Raw genomic sequence first — 17135 nt, 5'->3', positions numbered from 1 at the left:
AAAAGCATGGGCATTGATTGTTTGATTGTTTCATATTGTTTCAGTGATGCGCTATGACGGTGCGTTTGCACCAACAATAGGATTCTTGCATTGTTATGGTGAGCTTAGTGTCAGCCGGGCATTAAGACGCGATCAATCTACTGATAAATATAACCCAGGCAGCCATATGCGGCTTTTTCTATCCTGTCTGTCACTCTTTGCCGGCTGCGCACCGATGCAACAAAGCTTGCTGTTCCCGCCAAAAGCAAAACAGCCGGAGCTGACGTTGTAATCCTCTCTGACATGCTCGGAAATTTCGTGGTAGACGCTAAATATTATCCTGAGATGGAGGAAATACGACTCTTCCGTGAGTCAAAATCCCTGAAAACTTAGGGTGATAGATAAAGGTCTTAAGCAGCATGACATAATTTTCGATTTAAGCTATTTAAATTCATTTTTATGATAAGAATCATGTGCGATTTCCCTATAAAACTAAATCTTGCTATGTTTGGTTAATCATGCGTTAATGAATTCTTGGTTTGTAACGAATTTATCTAAAGCAAGTGCTGTATTAATTTTATTTCTTGTTCCTGTTGAGATTTCCTTGCTGGCTTTTCTCTCTGATGATTTTTTTCGGACCATTCTACCCAAGGGCTTACTCAAGAAAGGTAATAATTATGTCTAATAAAATGACTGGCTTAGTTAAATGGTTCAATCCTGAAAAAGGTTTTGGGTTTATCACCCCTAAAGATGGCAGTAAAGATGTGTTTGTCCACTTTTCTGCTATCCAGAGTAACGATTTCAAGACACTGAATGAGAATCAGGAAGTTGAGTTTAGTGTTGAACAGGGACCTAAAGGCCCCTCAGCAGTTAATGTCGTGGTTGTATAAGGTAACTGTTATTACACATCATATTCACTTCAGATGCCCGTGTTGCCACGGATCTCAGTACAGAACGTCGAGCTTTGATGTTATTGAAAAAAATCCTTTCGGAGCAAAATGTATTTTTTGCAAATCGGTAATGATTACATTTGACAATGTTGCGCTATACATTCGTTCTGGTCAGACTTCGTTAGATTTTAGAAAATAAAGTTCAGGTTCCTTATGGAGCCTTTTTTGTATGCTAAACCGTTCATCTCTGTACGAACCATCACGGTATCATTATGAAAAAAGTAATCGTTTTTTTTAACTCAGAACCGGCAGTTGTTGTATCCGTAATGAAGGGAATTACTTCAATAATGCGTGAGTTTCCCAATGGGGAAAAAGCACACCTGTCCGTGATGTCAGCAGGATTTCCATCTCTGACAGGAGACCATAAAATAGTTTATGTTGCCTCTGATCGCGATGTCAGTTCCGAAGAGATTCTCGAGGCAGCATCGAAGCTTTTGAAGTGACATCTGATTGTTTCTTTACCGACCAAGATAGTAGTCCAGTGGTTTGCAGATGTTTTGCGCTTTTCTTGTATGAAGATTGTACTGCAACCTCTTGATTATTGAGTCTTTCCATTCTATCTTTTAAACATGTCAGCGCTGTTATAAGTGCTCCACGGGGAATGTTACATACTTGGCGTTGATACGTTAGAGATCAAGAGAGGTAAATAATGAACGTCGAAGAGTTAAAAACAAAAACTGAAGCGGATATTTCTGAATTCATTACAAAAAAAATTGTTGAACTCAAAAAAAAGACAGGCAAAGAAGTTTCCGACATCCAGTTTACTGCTCGTGAAAAAATGACTGGGCTTGAAAGCTATGATATTAAAATTACATTGATCTAATTGTTAAAAGACCCAGCTTGAATGAAAAGCATTATCTTAAAAGGTAATGCTTTTTTATTGCTGTCAAAAAATTTGGATGTTGTCAAAACCTTCATTTTTAATCATAGAGACAAGGCCTGACTTTTTAATGGGGCCTTTCCGATGCCAGTCCGCGCTATCGGGCTACTGCTGGCTCAGGGCAGGGAATGCACTTGTCGGAAATTTCGTGGTCAGTGGGTATCACATTGAGGAGAGTGGGATGACGTAGTAGCCTGCGAATGGGTTAATTATCATTTCGGTCGGGATTGTTAGATAACCCAACTCCTACTTTTACCGCAGCAAACAACATAATGCACAGAGCGGTAATGACGGTAAATACCAATGAAAGGCTGGTAATCATAAATTTTCTTCATTTCAGATGGATTTGATTATTAGACTAAGGCATAAAGGAAAAGTTCAGGGTAAATATCATAGTATTTCCCGGAAAAAATATCGAAGCGGGTCATTGTATACCAGAGCGGGCTGCAGGGAGCCGTATCCAAGAGTGGCGGGTCAACGGTCTCAACGGCCCCTGTGGCTGCAAATATCTATCTTGGCAAACGTCGTCATCTACCCTGTGATATCCCCCTTTTGGATAAAGAATAGGACGATAAATTAAATGGTTAAATTTTATCCAAACGTGGTACAGTGAATCTCATTCATCGAAAGGGTAATCACCATGTCTCTCATCGATTACGCAATGAAGTACCTCGGCGGCGTATCGACGACTACTGTCATCTGCCCGGCCTGCGGCTTACGTTCATCCCAATCTATTTCTAAAATTCGCCTTAAGCAGACAATGCTGTGTCCTGGCTGTAAAACACTGTTTGTTTCACCACGATAACCCTGACACTTAGTTGCACCTAAACCCGGTGTTCTATACTTAAGTCAAATCCCGGCAGCTGTTAAATCCCTGATGCCTTACGCCCATCCTGAGAGAACGTTTCTGAACTGATTTCGCAACTGCTCCTGCATGCTAACTCTGCATCAGAGCAATGCTATGAAAATGAACCCCAGGGCGTGGTTTAACCGCTCCCATATTCCGATGAATGCTACCGAAAGCGTAACGTTTTCGGCGAACGATCCTGCCGGTGAAAGCACGCTGCAGTCAGAACTCTTTTCGACCGCCCAGATGGAACGCTACGGTCAGAAGCTCGCACGGACCCATAAATTATCGCCGGATAAACATCCTTATTATCTTCTAAAAAGACTCGGCGAGAATGAGGCCATCATTACCCAAAGCTGTTATGAGCTTAACGCGGGTAAAAAGACCAGCATCATGCCTGCCGGGGAGTGGTTGCTGGACAATTATTATCTGATTGAGGAACAAATCCGCACTGTCCGCCAGCACTTGCCGAAAAGCTTTGGTAAAGGTCTCCCGTCGCTGATGTCGCCGCTGAATTGCCCACGAATTTACAATATTGCATCAGAGGCCATTGCTCACGGTGACGGGCGCTGGGATGCCGCCAGCCTGACCAGCTATCTCACCGCCTATCAACAGGTGACCCCGCTGACATTAGGTGAAGTCTGGGCGTTACCGGGAATGCTGCGCCTGGCGCTGATTGAAAATCTTCGTCGTATCAGTATCGAAGTGATCAAAGCGCAGCAGGACAGAACGCTGGCTGATATGTGGATAACAAAGATTTTCGGATGTGCAGAGAATGCCCCTGGAGATTTAATCATGGTGGTTGCCGATATGGCACGCTCCCGACCTACGTTAACCAGTGCGTTTGTCGCAGAGCTGGTGCGGCGCCTGCAGGGGCATGGCAATGCGTTGTCGTTACCTCTGACCTGGGTTGATCAGTGCCTTCGGGAACAGGGGATCACCACCGACGTTCTCATACATAATTTCAATCAACAGCTTGCCGCCAGCCAGCTATCTGTCAGTAACAGCATCGCGGGTCTGCGATTACTGAGTGAAACGGATTGGGCTGATTTCGCCGAAACGATAAGTGTCGTCGAACAGGCATTACGCAATGATCCTGCCGGTATCTATCCTCGGATGCACTTCAATACCCGGGATCATTATCGGCACGTTGTTGAGGTACTGGCCAGAGACAGTGGTCTCAGCGAGCCTGAAGTTGCTGACAGGGTGCTGACGCTTTCAGGAAACAGTGCTCCCGATACACTGGAACATCATGTTGGTTATTATCTCGCAGGCGAAGGTCGGCAGGCGCTGGAAATTCATCTGTTAGCAGACACCTCAAGGCTCATGCGCCTGCGGCACAGTTTCAACAGAATAACCCTGCTGTCATGGCTTGGAAGCCTGGCGTTGTTGACAACCGCAACGACCGCGGCAATTTTGCACGAAACAGCCATGCAGGGCGCAGACTGGCTGTTGATCGCGGTGATATTCCCTCTGATTATCGCTGTAACTCAGTTAATGAGCGATCTACTCAGTGACGCCACCACCCGTTTTCGCGTTCCTCGCCCCTTGCCGCGGATGGATTTCTCAACCGGCATTCCCCCTGACAGCGCCACTCTGTTAGTCATCCCCTGCATGCTGACCAGCCACTCAAGTTTCAGCCAACTCCTCACCAGTCTTGAAGTCTGCTGGCTGGGGAATGAAAACGAAAATCTCAGGTTTGCGCTGCTCACTGATTTCGCTGATTCTGTAAATGAACCCTCGCCGGAAAGCCAGATGCTGCTCAGACAGGCGATCGCCGATACGCAGGTGCTGAATCGCCGCTATCCCTCCAGCCGCCCGCGTTTTTACCTGCTACACCGCCAGCCTGAATGGAACCCCGCTGAAGGAACGTGGATGGGCTATGAACGCAAGCGGGGAAAGCTGGCGTTACTGAACAGCTGGTTGCGCCATCCGGGGACACAATTCGTCAGCGTTGCAGACATGCCTGCTAACCTTTTACCGGGCCACATTAAATACGTCATTACCCTGGACAGTGATACGGTGCTGCCGCGCGATACGGCGCACAAACTGGTCGCGACGATGGCGCATCCGCTGAATACGCCAGAGTATGATCCGGTACGCCAGAGGGTTGTCAAAGGATTTGGCATTTTACAACCCGGTCTTGCGGAGGAGATTCCACGCAACGGCCAGGGACGTTACGCCGCCATGCGCAGCAGCATACCGGGCAATAATCCCTATTCGATGATGTCTTCGGATATCTATCAGGATCTTTTTGGGGAAGGATCGTTCGTGGGCAAAGGGATTTACGATGTTGACATTTTTATGCAGGCCACGGCCAACACCTGCCCGGAAAATCTGGTTCTCAGCCATGATCTACTCGAAGGATGCTATGCACGTTCGGGTCTGCTGAGTGAGGTGTTACTCTATGAACAGTACCCGAATAATTATCTGTCGGATGTTGCACGCCGTTCACGCTGGATCCGGGGTGACTGGCAACTGCTTAACTGGCTGAAACCACGTGTCAGAAGAGCCGATGGAACCCGGACCAGGAATCCGCTGACTGCGCTTTCTTACTGGAAATTACTCGATAATCTGCGTCGCAGTCTGGTCGCCCCCTCATTACTGGTATTGCTGTTCTTCACCCTGCTCGGGGTACCTAATCCGGTTTACTGGCTGGGCGTACTGTCGCTGATATGGCTGTTGCCAACCATCCTCTGCATCACCCATGACCTGCTGCATAAACCTCTGCGTCGCCGCCTGAAGCCGCATCTGTTACTGGTAGGGGCGGGCGCGCTGAAGCGTTTGTCAGGTATCGGCCTTAATTTTGCGATATTGCCGCACGAAGCCGGATATTCGCTAAAAGCGATCGCCGTGACGTTATGGCGATTGGGGATCAGCAGGCGTCACCTCAGCCAGTGGGTCAGCCACAGCCAGGACAGCAATCAGGCCGGCCCCACTGTCGCGCGTTTTTATCAGGCGATGTGGCTGAATGTTGCATGTGGTGTGATGCTGATAATTCTGACCGGACAATTTGCTCCACAACTGCTGGGGATTGCGTTGCCGATCGGTTTGTTATGGTGTGTGGCACCGCTGCTGATGAGCTGGCTGAGTCGCCAGCCTGCGCGTAAGGTGTTTTCGCCCAATCCGGAACAAAAACAGCTGTTGCGCCAGACAAGCCGTGAAATCTGGGCGTTTTTTGAAACCTTTGCCACAGAAAAAGAGAACTGGCTTCCGCCTGATAATTACCAGGAAATACCGCAGCCGACGGTGGCCCATCGAACTTCTCCTACCAATATTGGCCTTTCTCTCATGGCTAACCTGACGGCATGGGACTTTGGCTACCTGCCCGGCGGGGAAGTGCTCCGGCGCGTGTCGCTCACGCTCGACACAATGGATAAAATGGAGCACTACCGGGGCCATCTCTACAACTGGTATGACACTCGTACGCTGGCCCCCCTCAGTCCACGCTATATCTCAAGCGTCGACAGCGGCAACATGGCAGCGCATTTGTTGACCCTGCGTGCAGGGCTGTCCGCCATGCGTCATCAGCCAGTTTTAAACCGCCAACAGATACTGGCAGGACTGAACGATACGCTGGATATTCTGGAAAAACAGTGGGGTCAGAACCCGCCTGACAGCTTGCGGTTGCTGCGAAAACACTGCCTGAGCGCGGTGTCGCTCTCTCCGCAGACATTTTTCAGCGAGCTGATAAATATGCGCACCCAGTGCAACCACCTGAACACGCTATGCCATCAGGGATCTCCTCTTCAGATGCGTTGGGCAGGACATCTGGAGCATCAACTGGTTCAGCTTTGCCATGAGTGGTCGCTGCTGCTTGGCTGGTTACCTGCATCCTGGAACGAACAGACGCTGCCGACTTTGTGCGAGCTTGCCCGCGCAACATTTACTGGTGTAGGAACCCCCCCGGCGTCAGCGACGGAGCAGGCCCGGATGCGACTCAATATTATCACTGAACTTGAACAACGGCTGGATGAGCATGCCCGGATGGATTTCGCCTTTCTGTACAGCGAAGCAACCAGTCTGCTCAGTGTTGGCTATAACTGTGACACGAATATGCCTGACAAGAGCCACTACGATCTTCTGCCGTCTGAAATCCGCCTGACCAGCTTTCTTGCCATTGCCACTAATCAGCTACCTCTTAAAAGCTGGTACGCGCTGGGGCGACTGTTCACCACCATTGACAATGAAACCGCCCTGATGTCATGGAGCGGGTCAATGTTTGAATACCTGATGCCGAATCTGGTAATGCCCACCTGGCCTGGCAGCCTGCTCGATGAAATGAGTCAGTCGGCGGTTATGCGCCAGATTCATTGGGGGAAAGAACGCGGAGTACCGTGGGGCGTTTCAGAGTCTGGTTATCATGCTTTTGATGTTCAGCATAATTATCAATATCAGGCATTTGGTGTGCCGGGTCTCGGCCTGCGCAGGGGGCTTGCCGATGACATGGTAGTCGCCCCTTACGCCACACTGCTGGCGTTGATGGTCTCCCCACAGAAAGCCTGTGAGAACCTGATCAGGCTGCAAAAAAATGGCGCACATGGTGAATACGGTTTTTATGAAGCGCTGGACTATACTCCCTCTCGCCTCGCAACCGGTCAGCTCTATGCGGTGGTTCAGTCCTGGATGGCGCATCACCAGGGCATGGCGTTTCAGGCGCTGGCTCATGTGCTACTTGACGCCCCGATGACTGAACGCTTCATGTCCAGTACGGTCTTCCGATCAGCGAGCCTGCTGTTACAGGAACGCGTGCCGGATGCAGTCGATCTGTACAGTCCGCGCCGTCATTTTGAATCTCATGAGGGCAGGGTCAAACCCGTTCGCTATGAACCCCGTATTTTCTATGGTGTGGACACGCCGGCCCCGGATATTCAACTGCTGTCCAACAACCATTATCATCTGATGTTGACCACGGGCGGCGGCGGCTACAGTCGCTGGAATAATATTGCGCTTACGCGCTGGCGCAGTGATACCACCCGCGATAACTGGGGAGCATTCTGCTATATCCGCGATATACAGACGGGGAATGTGTCGAGCAATACCTGGCAACCGACAGCCCACACCAGCGGGCATGACGAGGAAGTGATATTCACCGATGCGAGTGCTGAATTCAGACGCACTTTCGATGGGCTCAGCGTCAAAACTCAGGTTGTGATCTCCCCGGAGGATGATATTGAGTTGCGACGGCTCACACTGATTCATCGTGGTCGCCAGCCTCGCTCTCTGGAACTGACAACCTATGCCGAAGTAGTACTGGCGCCTGAAGCCAGCGATCTGGCACACCCGGCATTTAGCAATCTGTTTATTCAGACGGAACTGGATCCTGAGCGTGACGCTATTCTTTGCCACCGGCGCCCGCGTTCTCCGGGTGAAGCGAGTCCCTGCCTGTTTCACATGATGGTGGTGCATGGCGATAACCGTCATAACGTTTCGTTTGAAACAGACAGGGCAAAATTTCTTGGTCGTGGCAGAAACCCTGCTGATGCCCAGGCAATAAAGGCAGGCGGGGCGCTCAGCAACACGTCGGGGTCAGTGCTGGATCCGATCCTGGCAATACGCCACGCCATCACCCTGCAGCCGGGGCAGCCGGTCACGATTGATATCATTTATGGCATCAGCGAGACCCGCCAGCAGAGTCTGGCGTTGCTGGAAAAATACCGCGATTACCCTATTGCTGATCGCGTCTTTGAACTGGCCTGGTCTCACAGTCTGGTGGTATTACGCCAGATGAACGCCAGTGAAGATGATGCCACTTTGTTTAATCGTCTTGCCAGTGCGGTGCTTTACCCTGTCCAGGAGCTGCGTGCCGAAGGCCAGGCGATCAGCCGCAACCGGCGTGGTCAGTCCGGTCTGTGGGGCTGGGCAATTTCAGGCGATCTGCCGATAGTGCTGATCAGTATTACCAGCGAGGAAAGTATTGCTTCAGTGACCACACTGATTCAGGCGCACCGTTACTGGAGACAGAAAGGACTGGATGTTGATTTGGTTATCCTGAATAACAGTCCCGGCGGCTACCAGCAGGGCTTACAAAATCAGATTATGGACTTAATTTATGCCGGGTCTGAAGCCAGCCTGCTGGACAAAACGGGCGGTATTTTTGTTCGTAATGGCGAGCATCTCTCTGCTGAGGATAAGTTGCTTTTGATGAGCGTGGCCTGTCTTTATCTTGATGACCGCACAGGCAGTATTAATGAGCAGCTTAATCAGCGTACTCACACCCTTAAACCTCAGGCCAGAGCACTCATTCCACGGGCTGTACGCGAGCGTAATCAACATACGGACTGGAGTCCCGATATCAGTCAGTTATGCCATTTCAATGGGTACGGTGGATTTTCTCAGGATGGTCGGGAATATCAGATTGTCCTGCGGGAAGATGCGCAGACACCGGCACCCTGGTCAAACGTACTGGCAAATGCCCGTTTTGGCACTGTGATTTCAGAGGCGGGACAGGCCTACTCCTGGTATGAGAATGCACATGAATACCGGTTGACACCGTGGGAGAACGAGCCGGTGAGCGATCGCAGCGGCGAGGCGTTTTATCTGCGCGATGAAGAGAGCGGTGAGTGTTGGTCACCGACGGCTTTACCTGTTCGCGGACATGGTGATTACCTGACCCGCCATGGTTTCGGTTACAGCGTGTTTGCCCATCGAGAGAATGGTATAGACAGCGAGCTGACGGTCCTGGTTGCCGAAGAGGCACCAGTTAAGCTAGCGCTCCTGACGCTCAGTAACTCTTCGGGGCGGACACGCAAACTTTCCGTCACCGGCTATGTGGAGTGGACGCTCGGAGGAACACGAACTCGCTCAGCCCCTCACATTGTGACACATGCGGCCAGACCGCCTGGCGGCTGCGGAGTGCTGGCGAACAATTTTTATGGTGATAACGGTAGCGGTCGTACTGCCTTTTTTGCCGTCAGCGGTAATGACTGTTCGTTGACCGGGGACCGCCGGGAATTTATCGGTCGTAATGGTTCTCTGCACGCCCCGTCGGTCATGAAGCTACGCAGGCTTTCAGGTAAAACGGGCGCCGGTCTGGATCCCTGCGGGGCAGTACAATCGGCGGTTACCTTAATTGATGGGGATCAGAGGACGTTTATTTTTATCCTCGGCGCAGAGGAGAATCATATTCGAGCTCAGGAGACGCTTGCCCGTTATATGAATGAGGAGACGGTCCGCGAGGAGCTGAACCGGGTTCACAACCACTGGCACAATGTGCTCGATAAAATCGTGGTTAACACCCCCGACACATCGGTAAATTTACTGGTGAATGGCTGGCTATTGTACCAGACGGTAGCCTGCCGCCTGATGGCTCGCAGCGGTTACTACCAGTCCGGCGGCGCATTTGGTTTTCGCGATCAACTGCAGGATACGCTGGCGCTGAGCCATGCTGATCCGAACCGGATGCGAGAACAGATAATCCTGTGTGCATCACGGCAATTTATTGAGGGTGATGTACAGCACTGGTGGCACCCGCCACACGGCAACGGGGTGCGCACGCGCTGTTCCGATGACTATCTGTGGCTTCCGCTTGCCGTTTGCCACTATGTTGAAACGACGGGGGATATGGATGTACTGGAAACACGTATTCCTTATCTGGAGGGACGTCCGCTTCAGCCTGGTGAAGAGTCTGCCTATGATACGCCGGTGATCAGCGGTACCGAAGAGACGCTCTGGTTACACTGCGTCAAAGCCATTAAGTATGGACAACAGTTCGGGGAGCATGGTCTGCCGCTGATGGGGGCGGGTGACTGGAATGACGGCATGAACCGGGTGGGGATCGACGGCAAGGGTGAAAGCGTCTGGCTGGGCTTCTTCCTGTTCGACATTTTGCAGCGGTTTGCGGCGCTGGCTGATCGCAGGCTGGATGAAAGTGTCGCCTCAATGTGCCGTTCACAGGCTGTGCGCCTGCAAAGTAATCTCGAAGTCCACGCCTGGGATGGCGAATGGTACCGGCGTGGATATTTTGACGATGGTACTCCCCTGGGGTCGAAAGCATCACAGGATTGCCGGATTGATGCGATTGCCCAGAGCTGGTCAGTATTGTCCGGGGCCGCTAGCCCGGGACGGTGCGCAAAGGCCATGCAGGCGCTGGATAAGCACCTTGTGGATAGCGAGGGGGGACTGATAAAACTATTAACACCGCCTTTCGATGGGCACGGTCCAAATCCGGGGTACATACAGGGCTACCTGCCTGGTGTGCGGGAAAACGGAGGGCAGTATACACATGGCGCTATCTGGGCTGTGATGGCATTTGCCCGAATGGGGAATGCCGAACGTGCCTGGCAACTCTGGTCCATGCTCAGCCCGATAAATCATACTCTGAATGTGAACTCCGTCGGGATCTATAAAGCCGAGCCTTATGTCATGAGCGCTGATGTTTACAGCGTCGCTCCCCATATCGGACGTGCCGGATGGAGCTGGTATACCGGTTCATCAGGCTGGGCCTGGCGTTTACTTACCGAGGAATTACTGGGGATAAAACGTTCCGGTGCTGACCTGACGGTTCATGCCCGGTTGCCGGATGGGTGGCCGTCTTTTTCTATGGCTTATCAATATGGCGAAAGCCATTATCAGATTAGTGTCTCACGCGGCGATGCAGAATATCGCGTTACACTGGATGGTGCTCTCCTCCCTGATGACAGAATACCGCTGCGGGATGATGGACAAAACCATACGGTTGAGATTATTCAGAACTGATACTGAGTCCGGACGCGCATTAACGTCTGCCGTTAATGCGCTGATTATCCCTGAGAACCTCAATCGCTGTCTGCATGGCGATTTTGTCATCTCGTTTTTTTTGCTTGTCCTGCATGACCTGAAGGTATTCCAGCAAAGTTCGGGTATTAATAGGTCGGCCCTGTTTGCCGACTGCCAGCACGGCTTCGCCAAGAATAATTTTCACTGGTGGCAACTGGGCCGGGTACCAGTCAAGGGTGTCTTCTGATTTCATGATAAATTTCTCACGGAAGGGTATTATATCATAAATCAGACGTTTAATTTTCAATATCTGATCTCCTGATTTAATTATAAATTAACATAACTTAAGCCAGTTATTTTTATATTAAGGCGTATAATAATTACTGTGTTCCTCAGAGAATTATTTATGTCTTATACAAAAGGACTCAGGCACTTTAAAGAAAGACCGGTGCATGTTGCCTGCCCGGTATGCGCATACAGAGCCGATCAGAAAGCAGGTAAACTAAGAAAAGATGCGGTTCTGGAGTGCCCTGCCTGCGGGCTGTTGTTCAGACCATCAGAATGCTGGTGTATCGGCGGCTGATCGGCTTCTGCCACCTAACGTGAGTGATGTTGGGAAATGACAATATTGCTCCTGTACTGTAGTTTGAGAGGATATGATGATGAAATCTAAAAAATCTATTTTTATTGAAGGACATATCCTTTCGAACAGCTGTCATGGGCAGGTTGGTCAATCTTTCTGTATCCACAGGGCCAGGTTTAATAATGGTAAATATGCGATTATCCGGGAAGCATCAGGAATATGTTTCAAGCCTGGCGAAATTATTCAACGAAACGATTGCGAGTGGTTTTATAACCTTACCAAAATTCGCCTTCTCTCATTTGAGTACCTTGAAGATGATGAATCCAGAAGACAATTTCTTGAATATCGATAATAAATTCATGCGTATCATGACGGCATATTTTGGCGGGTTTACAATTCCTTTCTGATTTTACAAATCTTATCCCCGTTCCTGACCTGGCATGCAGTTTACTTGAGGGTAAACTGCATGCCATGATCATTTTAACTTTTTGAGTAATAGCGGTTAACTATCAATGTCGCTAACCTTCTTGTTCAGCAAGCGGGAGGCGCGCCAGTAGATCAGCAGCATCAGACCCATGACGATGGTCAGCGTAATGCTGGTGGCAGCACCGAACGGCCAATCGCGGATGTTCAGGAACTGAACTTTAATCACGTTGCCAATCAGCAGGTTTTTCGCCCCGCCCATTAAGTCGGAAACGTAAAACAGCCCCATTGCGGGCAGCATAACCAGCAGGCATCCGGCGATAATTCCCGGCATCGTTAACGGAATAATGATGCGGGTGAAGGTCTGAAGTTTACTGGCGCCCAAATCGCGCGCGGCTTCCAGCAGCGGTTTATCGAGCTTTTCAATGCTGGAATAGAGCGGCATCACCATAAACGGCAGCAGGATGTACACCAGGCCGATAATCACCGCGCTGGGGGTAAACATGATGCGAATGGGGGTATCGATAACGCCGATCCACAACAGAAATTCGTTGAGGTAGCCCTTGGTACTGAGGAATATTTTGAGTCCGTAGATGCGAATAAGCGAGTTGGTCCAGAACGGAACAATCAGCAGGAACAGCAGCAATGGACGCACTTTTTCCGGCAGTTTCACCAAAAACCAGGCAAACGGATAGCCGAGCACCAGACAGGCGAGCGTGGCAATCAGCGCCATATTGAGGGAGTGAACCAGTACCTCAAAATAGAGCGGATCGAGCAGGCGTGTATAGTTTTCCAGCGTAAAGACCATTTTGACGAAATTGGCGTCGTCGCGGGTCAAAAAGCTGGTGCCGATGATCATCAGGTTGGGCAGAAAGACAAATAACACAAGCCAACCGACAATGGTGACGATCACCACACTCTGGAATTTACTTGTGTTCTTCATCAGCCAGTACGACCTCCCAGCTTTCTACCCAGTTAATCGCCATTTTCTGGTCGAGAGAGTGGTCAAAGTCAGGATCGTCTTCGTTGAAGAATTCACTGACCATCACCATCTTGCCATTTTCCAGTTCCACAACCGACTCCAGCGTCATGCCCTTGTAGTTGCGTTCACGCACGTAGCCGATCAGGCCTTCGATATGATTGTCGTCGTTGATTTCATCAACGCGCAGATCTTCAGGGCGTAACAGGACGTGCAGCTTCTGCCCGGGAATCACCGCGAAGTTGACATAAATATTGCACTCGCGACCTTCAACGTTAGCACGAACGCGCTGTTCGTCCAGACGTTCTATCACCGTCGCGTTAAACATATTGATCTCACCGATAAACCCGGCGACGAACAGATTTTTCGGCTCTTCGTAGATTTCGCGCGGCGTACCGTCCTGCTCAATCTTGCCATCGCGCATCACCACGATACGGTCTGACATGGTCAGCGCCTCTTCCTGATCGTGAGTGACAAAGACAAAGGTGATACCAAGCTTACGTTGCAGCGCTTTCAGTTCGTTCTGCATCTGCTTGCGCAGTTTGTAGTCCAGCGCAGAGAGAGATTCGTCTAACAGGAGTAAACGGGGTTTATTGACCACCGCTCGGGCAATCGCCACGCGCTGCTGCTGTCCACCGGAGAGTTGATGCGGTTTTCGCTGGGCGAACTCTTCCAGCTGCACCATGCGCAGAGCTTCGGTAACGCGCGGGGTAATGTCGGCTGCGGGCGTTTTTTGCATGCGTAAGCCAAAGGCCACATTCTCAAATACGGACATGTGGGGAAATAACGCATAGCTTTGGAAGACGGTGTTCACGTAGCGGTTTTCCGCAGGAACGTGAGTGATGTCCTGGTTGTCCAACATGATATGACCGGAATCAACCGTTTCCAGACCGGCAATCAGGCGAAGAACGGTTGTTTTACCGCAGCCAGAGGGGCCAAGCAGCGTGAGAAACTCGCCATTATTGATGGTCAAATCCAGGCTGGAAATCACCTCTTTGCCATCGAAACTTTTGCGAATTCCCGCTAATTGCACCAGTGGAGAAAGCGAACGCGGTTGTTTATTCAATTTTTTACTCTGTCCCATGTAAACGCAACGGATGGCTGACCGCTGCGGGGTTCGTGGTTAACCACCTTGATGACTCTTAATGAGGGCCGTTATTCTACGGCAAACCATGGTAATCGCCAATCCTTGTTGCGAATTACTGACTTAGCCCTATATTCAGAGGGGATGTCAGGGCGAAATATTCTCACTTGCGGGGATAAAAGTGACCTGACGCAATATTTGTCTTTTGTTGCTTATTGATAATGTTGTCACAAAAAGTGAGGGTGACTGCATGGATAAACTACTTGAGCGTTTTTTACACTACGTGTCGCTGGACACCCAATCAAAATCGGGCGTGCGGCAGGTACCCAGCACCGAAGGACAGTGGAAGTTATTACAACTGCTCAAACAACAGCTCGAAGAGATGGGGCTGGTTAACATTTCACTGAGCGAGAAGGGGACGCTGATGGCCACGTTGCCCGCTAACGTTGCTGGCAATATTCCCGCGATCGGCTTTATTTCCCATGTGGATACCTCACCGGATTTCAGCGGTAAAAACGTTAATCCGCAAATCGTTGAAAACTATCGCGGCGGCGATATTGCGTTAGGCATTGGTGATGAAGTTCTGTCGCCGGTGATGTTCCCGGTGCTGCATCAACTTCTGGGTCAGACGCTGATCACTACAGACGGTAAAACGCTGCTGGGCGCGGATGATAAAGCAGGCGTGGCGGAAATCATGACCGCGCTGGCGGTGCTCATCCAAAAAGATATTCCGCACGGTGATATCCGCGTGGCCTTTACGCCGGACGAAGAGGTTGGTAAAGGGGCGAAGCATTTTGACGTTGCGGCATTTGATGCGCAGTGGGCCTATACCGTTGACGGCGGTGGCGTGGGAGAGCTGGAATTTGAAAACTTCAACGCCGCGTCGGTTAATATCAAAATTGTCGGCAACAATGTCCATCCCGGTACCGCAAAAGGGGTGATGGTGAATGCGCTGTCGCTGGCTGCTCGTATTCATGCTGAGGTTCCGGCAGACGAAAGCCCGGAAACGACGGAAGGCTACGAAGGTTTTTATCATCTGGCGAGCATGAAAGGGACGGTCGATCGGGCGGATATGCACTACATCATCCGTGATTTTGACCGCAAGCAGTTTGAAGCGCGCAAACGCAAGATCATGGAGATCGCCAAAAAGGTCGGTAAAGGGTTACACCCGGATTGCTATATCGAACTGGTGATTGAAGACAGCTACTACAATATGCGCGAAAAAGTGATTGAGCATCCGCACGTGCTGGATATCGCTCAGAAGGCGATGCGCGATTGCGATATTGAGCCGGTGCTGAAGCCTATTCGTGGCGGCACCGACGGCGCGCAGCTGTCGTTTATGGGATTACCGTGTCCGAATCTGTTCACCGGAGGCTACAACTATCATGGTAAACATGAGTTTGTAACTCTGGAAGGAATGGAAAAAGCGGTGCGGGTGATTGTACGTATTGCGGAGTTAACCGCAAAGCAGCAGTAAATTTATCGATAGATGCCGGATAGCGCTTCGCTTATCCGGCCTACAGTATTTCACTCCAGAAGGCCTGATAGGACGCGCTAGCGTCGCATCAGGCACCGTTCGTATTATCCTTCGAAGAACCAGTATCCGCTGTTAACCAGTGCGGCAAGCATGGCAAGGAAAGACGGATCTTCCAGCGCATCCTCAAAGTTCTCGGCTGTCAGAACAATATGGCTGGCAAGCGCTTCCAGGGCAGGGCGATGCGGTGAATCAATTTTCTCACCGTTGGCGTAGACGTCATCGCCGATACGCAATACGCGCAATCCGCCCAGACGCACTAACACATCCCCTTGCTTCAGGGCATCGTAAATTTCGTCTGGCTGATACGGCGGCTCCGGTGGAGCAATATCCAGCTCATGACGAGACTGAGATATAAACTCGCCAAACCACTGCTGGAAATGTTCCGGCTGATTAATCAGTCCAAGCATCATTTCACGCAGCTTGTCCATTTCCTGCGGCAGAACGTCAGCCGGATGATCGCGCGGCGGCAGGTCAGGATCGCTGTAATACGTGCTGCCCAGCTCACGTTGCAAAACGTAATCGGCGAAGCCGCTGATCAGTTCGCGAGTATTCGGCGCGCGGAAACCGACCGAATAGTTCATGGCGTTTTCCAGCGCATAGCCTTCGTGCGGGAATCCTGGTGGAATGTACAGGATATCGCCGGGTTCCAGCTCTTCATCGATGATGGCTTCAAACGGGGCGACCTGCAGCAGGTCCGGGTGAGGGCAGTGCTGCTTCAACTGCAGTTTTTCGCCCACGCGCCAGCGACGTCGCCCGGTTCCCTGAATGATAAACACATCGTACTGATCAAGATGTGGGCCAACGCCGCCACCGGGTACGGAGAAGGAGATCATCAGATCGTCAATCCGCCAGTCCGGCAGTTCGCGAAACGGGCGCATCAGCGCGGCGGTTGGCTCATGCCAGTGATTGACCGCCTGTACCAGCAGCGACCAGTTGTTCTCGCCGAGATGATCATAGCTTTCGAACGGACCGTGGCTAACCTGCCATTTACCGTCCTGGTGGCTGACGAGTCGACTGTCGACTTCGCTTTCCATTGCCAGTCCAGCCAGTTCGTCAGGAGAGAGTGGATCAATAAAGTTGTTAAACCCGCGTTTTAAGACCACCGGGCGTTTCTGCCAGTGGCGTTCAAGAAAATCGGGCCAGTTAAGTGTGAGTTGGTATTCCATAATGAGCATC

General features: G+C 50.8%; 14 protein-coding genes. 9 read left to right on the top strand and 5 right to left on the bottom strand.

Annotated features, from left to right (window positions below; all coding sequences use genetic code 11):
* Positions 1–656: 656 nt before the first annotated feature.
* The 4 genes from cspG to OGV65_RS06465 all read left to right on the top strand — a co-directional run bounded on the left by cspG (position 657) and on the right by OGV65_RS06465 (position 1752).
* On the top strand, positions 657–869 hold the full coding sequence (cspG, locus tag OGV65_RS06480) for a cold shock protein CspG (RefSeq protein WP_016152690.1): 213 nt from the start codon (positions 657–659) through the stop codon (positions 867–869).
* Between the two features lie 10 nt (positions 870–879).
* Positions 880–1068, top strand: coding sequence for a cold shock small protein YmcF (gene ymcF / locus OGV65_RS06475; RefSeq protein ID WP_286454808.1), 189 nt, complete (start codon positions 880–882; stop codon positions 1066–1068).
* 73 nt (positions 1069–1141) lie between these two features.
* Positions 1142–1372, top strand: a complete 231-nt coding sequence (locus tag OGV65_RS06470) for a hypothetical protein (RefSeq protein ID WP_019076503.1) — start codon at positions 1142–1144, stop codon at positions 1370–1372.
* A gap of 206 nt (positions 1373–1578) precedes the next feature.
* Positions 1579–1752, top strand: coding sequence for a GnsA/GnsB family addiction module toxin (locus OGV65_RS06465; RefSeq protein ID WP_016152691.1), 174 nt, complete (start codon positions 1579–1581; stop codon positions 1750–1752).
* A 262-nt stretch (positions 1753–2014) separates the two neighbouring features.
* Here the strand turns inward: OGV65_RS06465 and OGV65_RS25410 are convergent, their stop codons facing one another.
* Complete coding sequence (locus OGV65_RS25410) at positions 2015–2131, bottom strand: YnaM/YnfT family protein (protein WP_350185928.1); 117 nt, start codon at positions 2129–2131, stop codon at positions 2015–2017.
* 318 nt (positions 2132–2449) lie between these two features.
* On the opposite strand from OGV65_RS25410, the gene OGV65_RS06460 reads away from it, so the two are divergent.
* Entirely contained in the window at positions 2450–2614 is a 165-nt protein-coding gene (locus OGV65_RS06460; RefSeq protein ID WP_175299807.1) for a YnfU family zinc-binding protein, read from the top strand.
* A gap of 156 nt (positions 2615–2770) precedes the next feature.
* Positions 2771–11353, top strand: a complete 8583-nt coding sequence (locus OGV65_RS06455; RefSeq protein WP_286454756.1) for a GH36-type glycosyl hydrolase domain-containing protein — start codon at positions 2771–2773, stop codon at positions 11351–11353.
* A gap of 19 nt (positions 11354–11372) precedes the next feature.
* Here the strand turns inward: OGV65_RS06455 and OGV65_RS06450 are convergent, their stop codons facing one another.
* On the bottom strand, positions 11373–11606 hold the full coding sequence (locus OGV65_RS06450) for a YnaE/YdfK family cold shock protein (protein WP_029139493.1): 234 nt from the start codon (positions 11604–11606) through the stop codon (positions 11373–11375).
* Positions 11607–11759: 153 nt separating this feature from the next.
* Here OGV65_RS06450 and OGV65_RS06445 point away from each other — a divergent pair, with 153 nt between their 5' ends.
* Entirely contained in the window at positions 11760–11936 is a 177-nt protein-coding gene (locus OGV65_RS06445; RefSeq protein WP_213083733.1) for a YnfU family zinc-binding protein, read from the top strand.
* Positions 11937–12009: 73 nt separating this feature from the next.
* Entirely contained in the window at positions 12010–12288 is a 279-nt protein-coding gene (locus OGV65_RS06440; protein WP_227021707.1) for a hypothetical protein, read from the top strand.
* A gap of 150 nt (positions 12289–12438) precedes the next feature.
* Here OGV65_RS06440 and potB read toward each other — a convergent pair whose 3' ends face one another.
* Entirely contained in the window at positions 12439–13302 is an 864-nt protein-coding gene (gene potB / locus OGV65_RS06435; RefSeq protein WP_286454755.1) for a spermidine/putrescine ABC transporter permease PotB, read from the bottom strand.
* Complete coding sequence (gene potA / locus OGV65_RS06430; RefSeq protein ID WP_047501985.1) at positions 13286–14422, bottom strand: spermidine/putrescine ABC transporter ATP-binding protein PotA; 1137 nt, start codon at positions 14420–14422, stop codon at positions 13286–13288. Before potA ends, potB begins: the two co-directional genes overlap by 17 nt.
* 250 nt (positions 14423–14672) lie before the next feature.
* On the opposite strand from potA, the gene pepT reads away from it, so the two are divergent.
* Positions 14673–15899, top strand: a complete 1227-nt coding sequence (gene pepT, locus OGV65_RS06425; protein ID WP_016152696.1) for a peptidase T — start codon at positions 14673–14675, stop codon at positions 15897–15899.
* A 104-nt stretch (positions 15900–16003) separates the two neighbouring features.
* On the opposite strand, the gene roxA is transcribed toward pepT, so the two are convergent.
* A complete protein-coding gene (gene roxA / locus OGV65_RS06420; protein WP_016152697.1) occupies positions 16004–17125 on the bottom strand; it encodes a [50S ribosomal protein L16]-arginine 3-hydroxylase in 1122 nt (373 codons plus the stop codon).
* Positions 17126–17135 lie beyond the last annotated feature (10 nt).

The sequence above is a fragment of the Citrobacter sp. Cb004 genome (assembly GCF_030337065.1).
GTDB lineage: Bacteria > Pseudomonadota > Gammaproteobacteria > Enterobacterales > Enterobacteriaceae > Citrobacter > Citrobacter braakii.
Note: the sequence above shows the minus strand (reverse complement) of the source record. Positions and strands in the feature narration are given on the sequence as shown.

Excerpts from the sequence above, each read along its gene's own strand:
- OGV65_RS06465 (WP_016152691.1), top strand. The coding sequence starts at position 1,579 with ATGAACGTCGAAGAGTTAAAAACAAAAACTGAAGCGGATATTTCTGAA.
- roxA (WP_016152697.1), bottom strand. The coding sequence starts at position 17,125 with ATGGAATACCAACTCACACTTAACTGGCCCGATTTTCTTGAACGCCAC.
- OGV65_RS06460 (WP_175299807.1), top strand. The coding sequence starts at position 2,450 with ATGTCTCTCATCGATTACGCAATGAAGTACCTCGGCGGCGTATCGACG.
- OGV65_RS06455 (WP_286454756.1), top strand. The coding sequence starts at position 2,771 with ATGAAAATGAACCCCAGGGCGTGGTTTAACCGCTCCCATATTCCGATG.
- OGV65_RS06470 (WP_019076503.1), top strand. The coding sequence starts at position 1,142 with ATGAAAAAAGTAATCGTTTTTTTTAACTCAGAACCGGCAGTTGTTGTA.
- OGV65_RS06440 (WP_227021707.1), top strand. The coding sequence starts at position 12,010 with ATGATGATGAAATCTAAAAAATCTATTTTTATTGAAGGACATATCCTT.
- pepT (WP_016152696.1), top strand. The coding sequence starts at position 14,673 with ATGGATAAACTACTTGAGCGTTTTTTACACTACGTGTCGCTGGACACC.
- OGV65_RS25410 (WP_350185928.1), bottom strand. The coding sequence starts at position 2,131 with ATGATTACCAGCCTTTCATTGGTATTTACCGTCATTACCGCTCTGTGC.
- OGV65_RS06445 (WP_213083733.1), top strand. The coding sequence starts at position 11,760 with ATGTCTTATACAAAAGGACTCAGGCACTTTAAAGAAAGACCGGTGCAT.
- OGV65_RS06450 (WP_029139493.1), bottom strand. The coding sequence starts at position 11,606 with ATGAAATCAGAAGACACCCTTGACTGGTACCCGGCCCAGTTGCCACCA.
- potA (WP_047501985.1), bottom strand. The coding sequence starts at position 14,422 with ATGGGACAGAGTAAAAAATTGAATAAACAACCGCGTTCGCTTTCTCCA.
- potB (WP_286454755.1), bottom strand. The coding sequence starts at position 13,302 with ATGAAGAACACAAGTAAATTCCAGAGTGTGGTGATCGTCACCATTGTC.
- cspG (WP_016152690.1), top strand. The coding sequence starts at position 657 with ATGTCTAATAAAATGACTGGCTTAGTTAAATGGTTCAATCCTGAAAAA.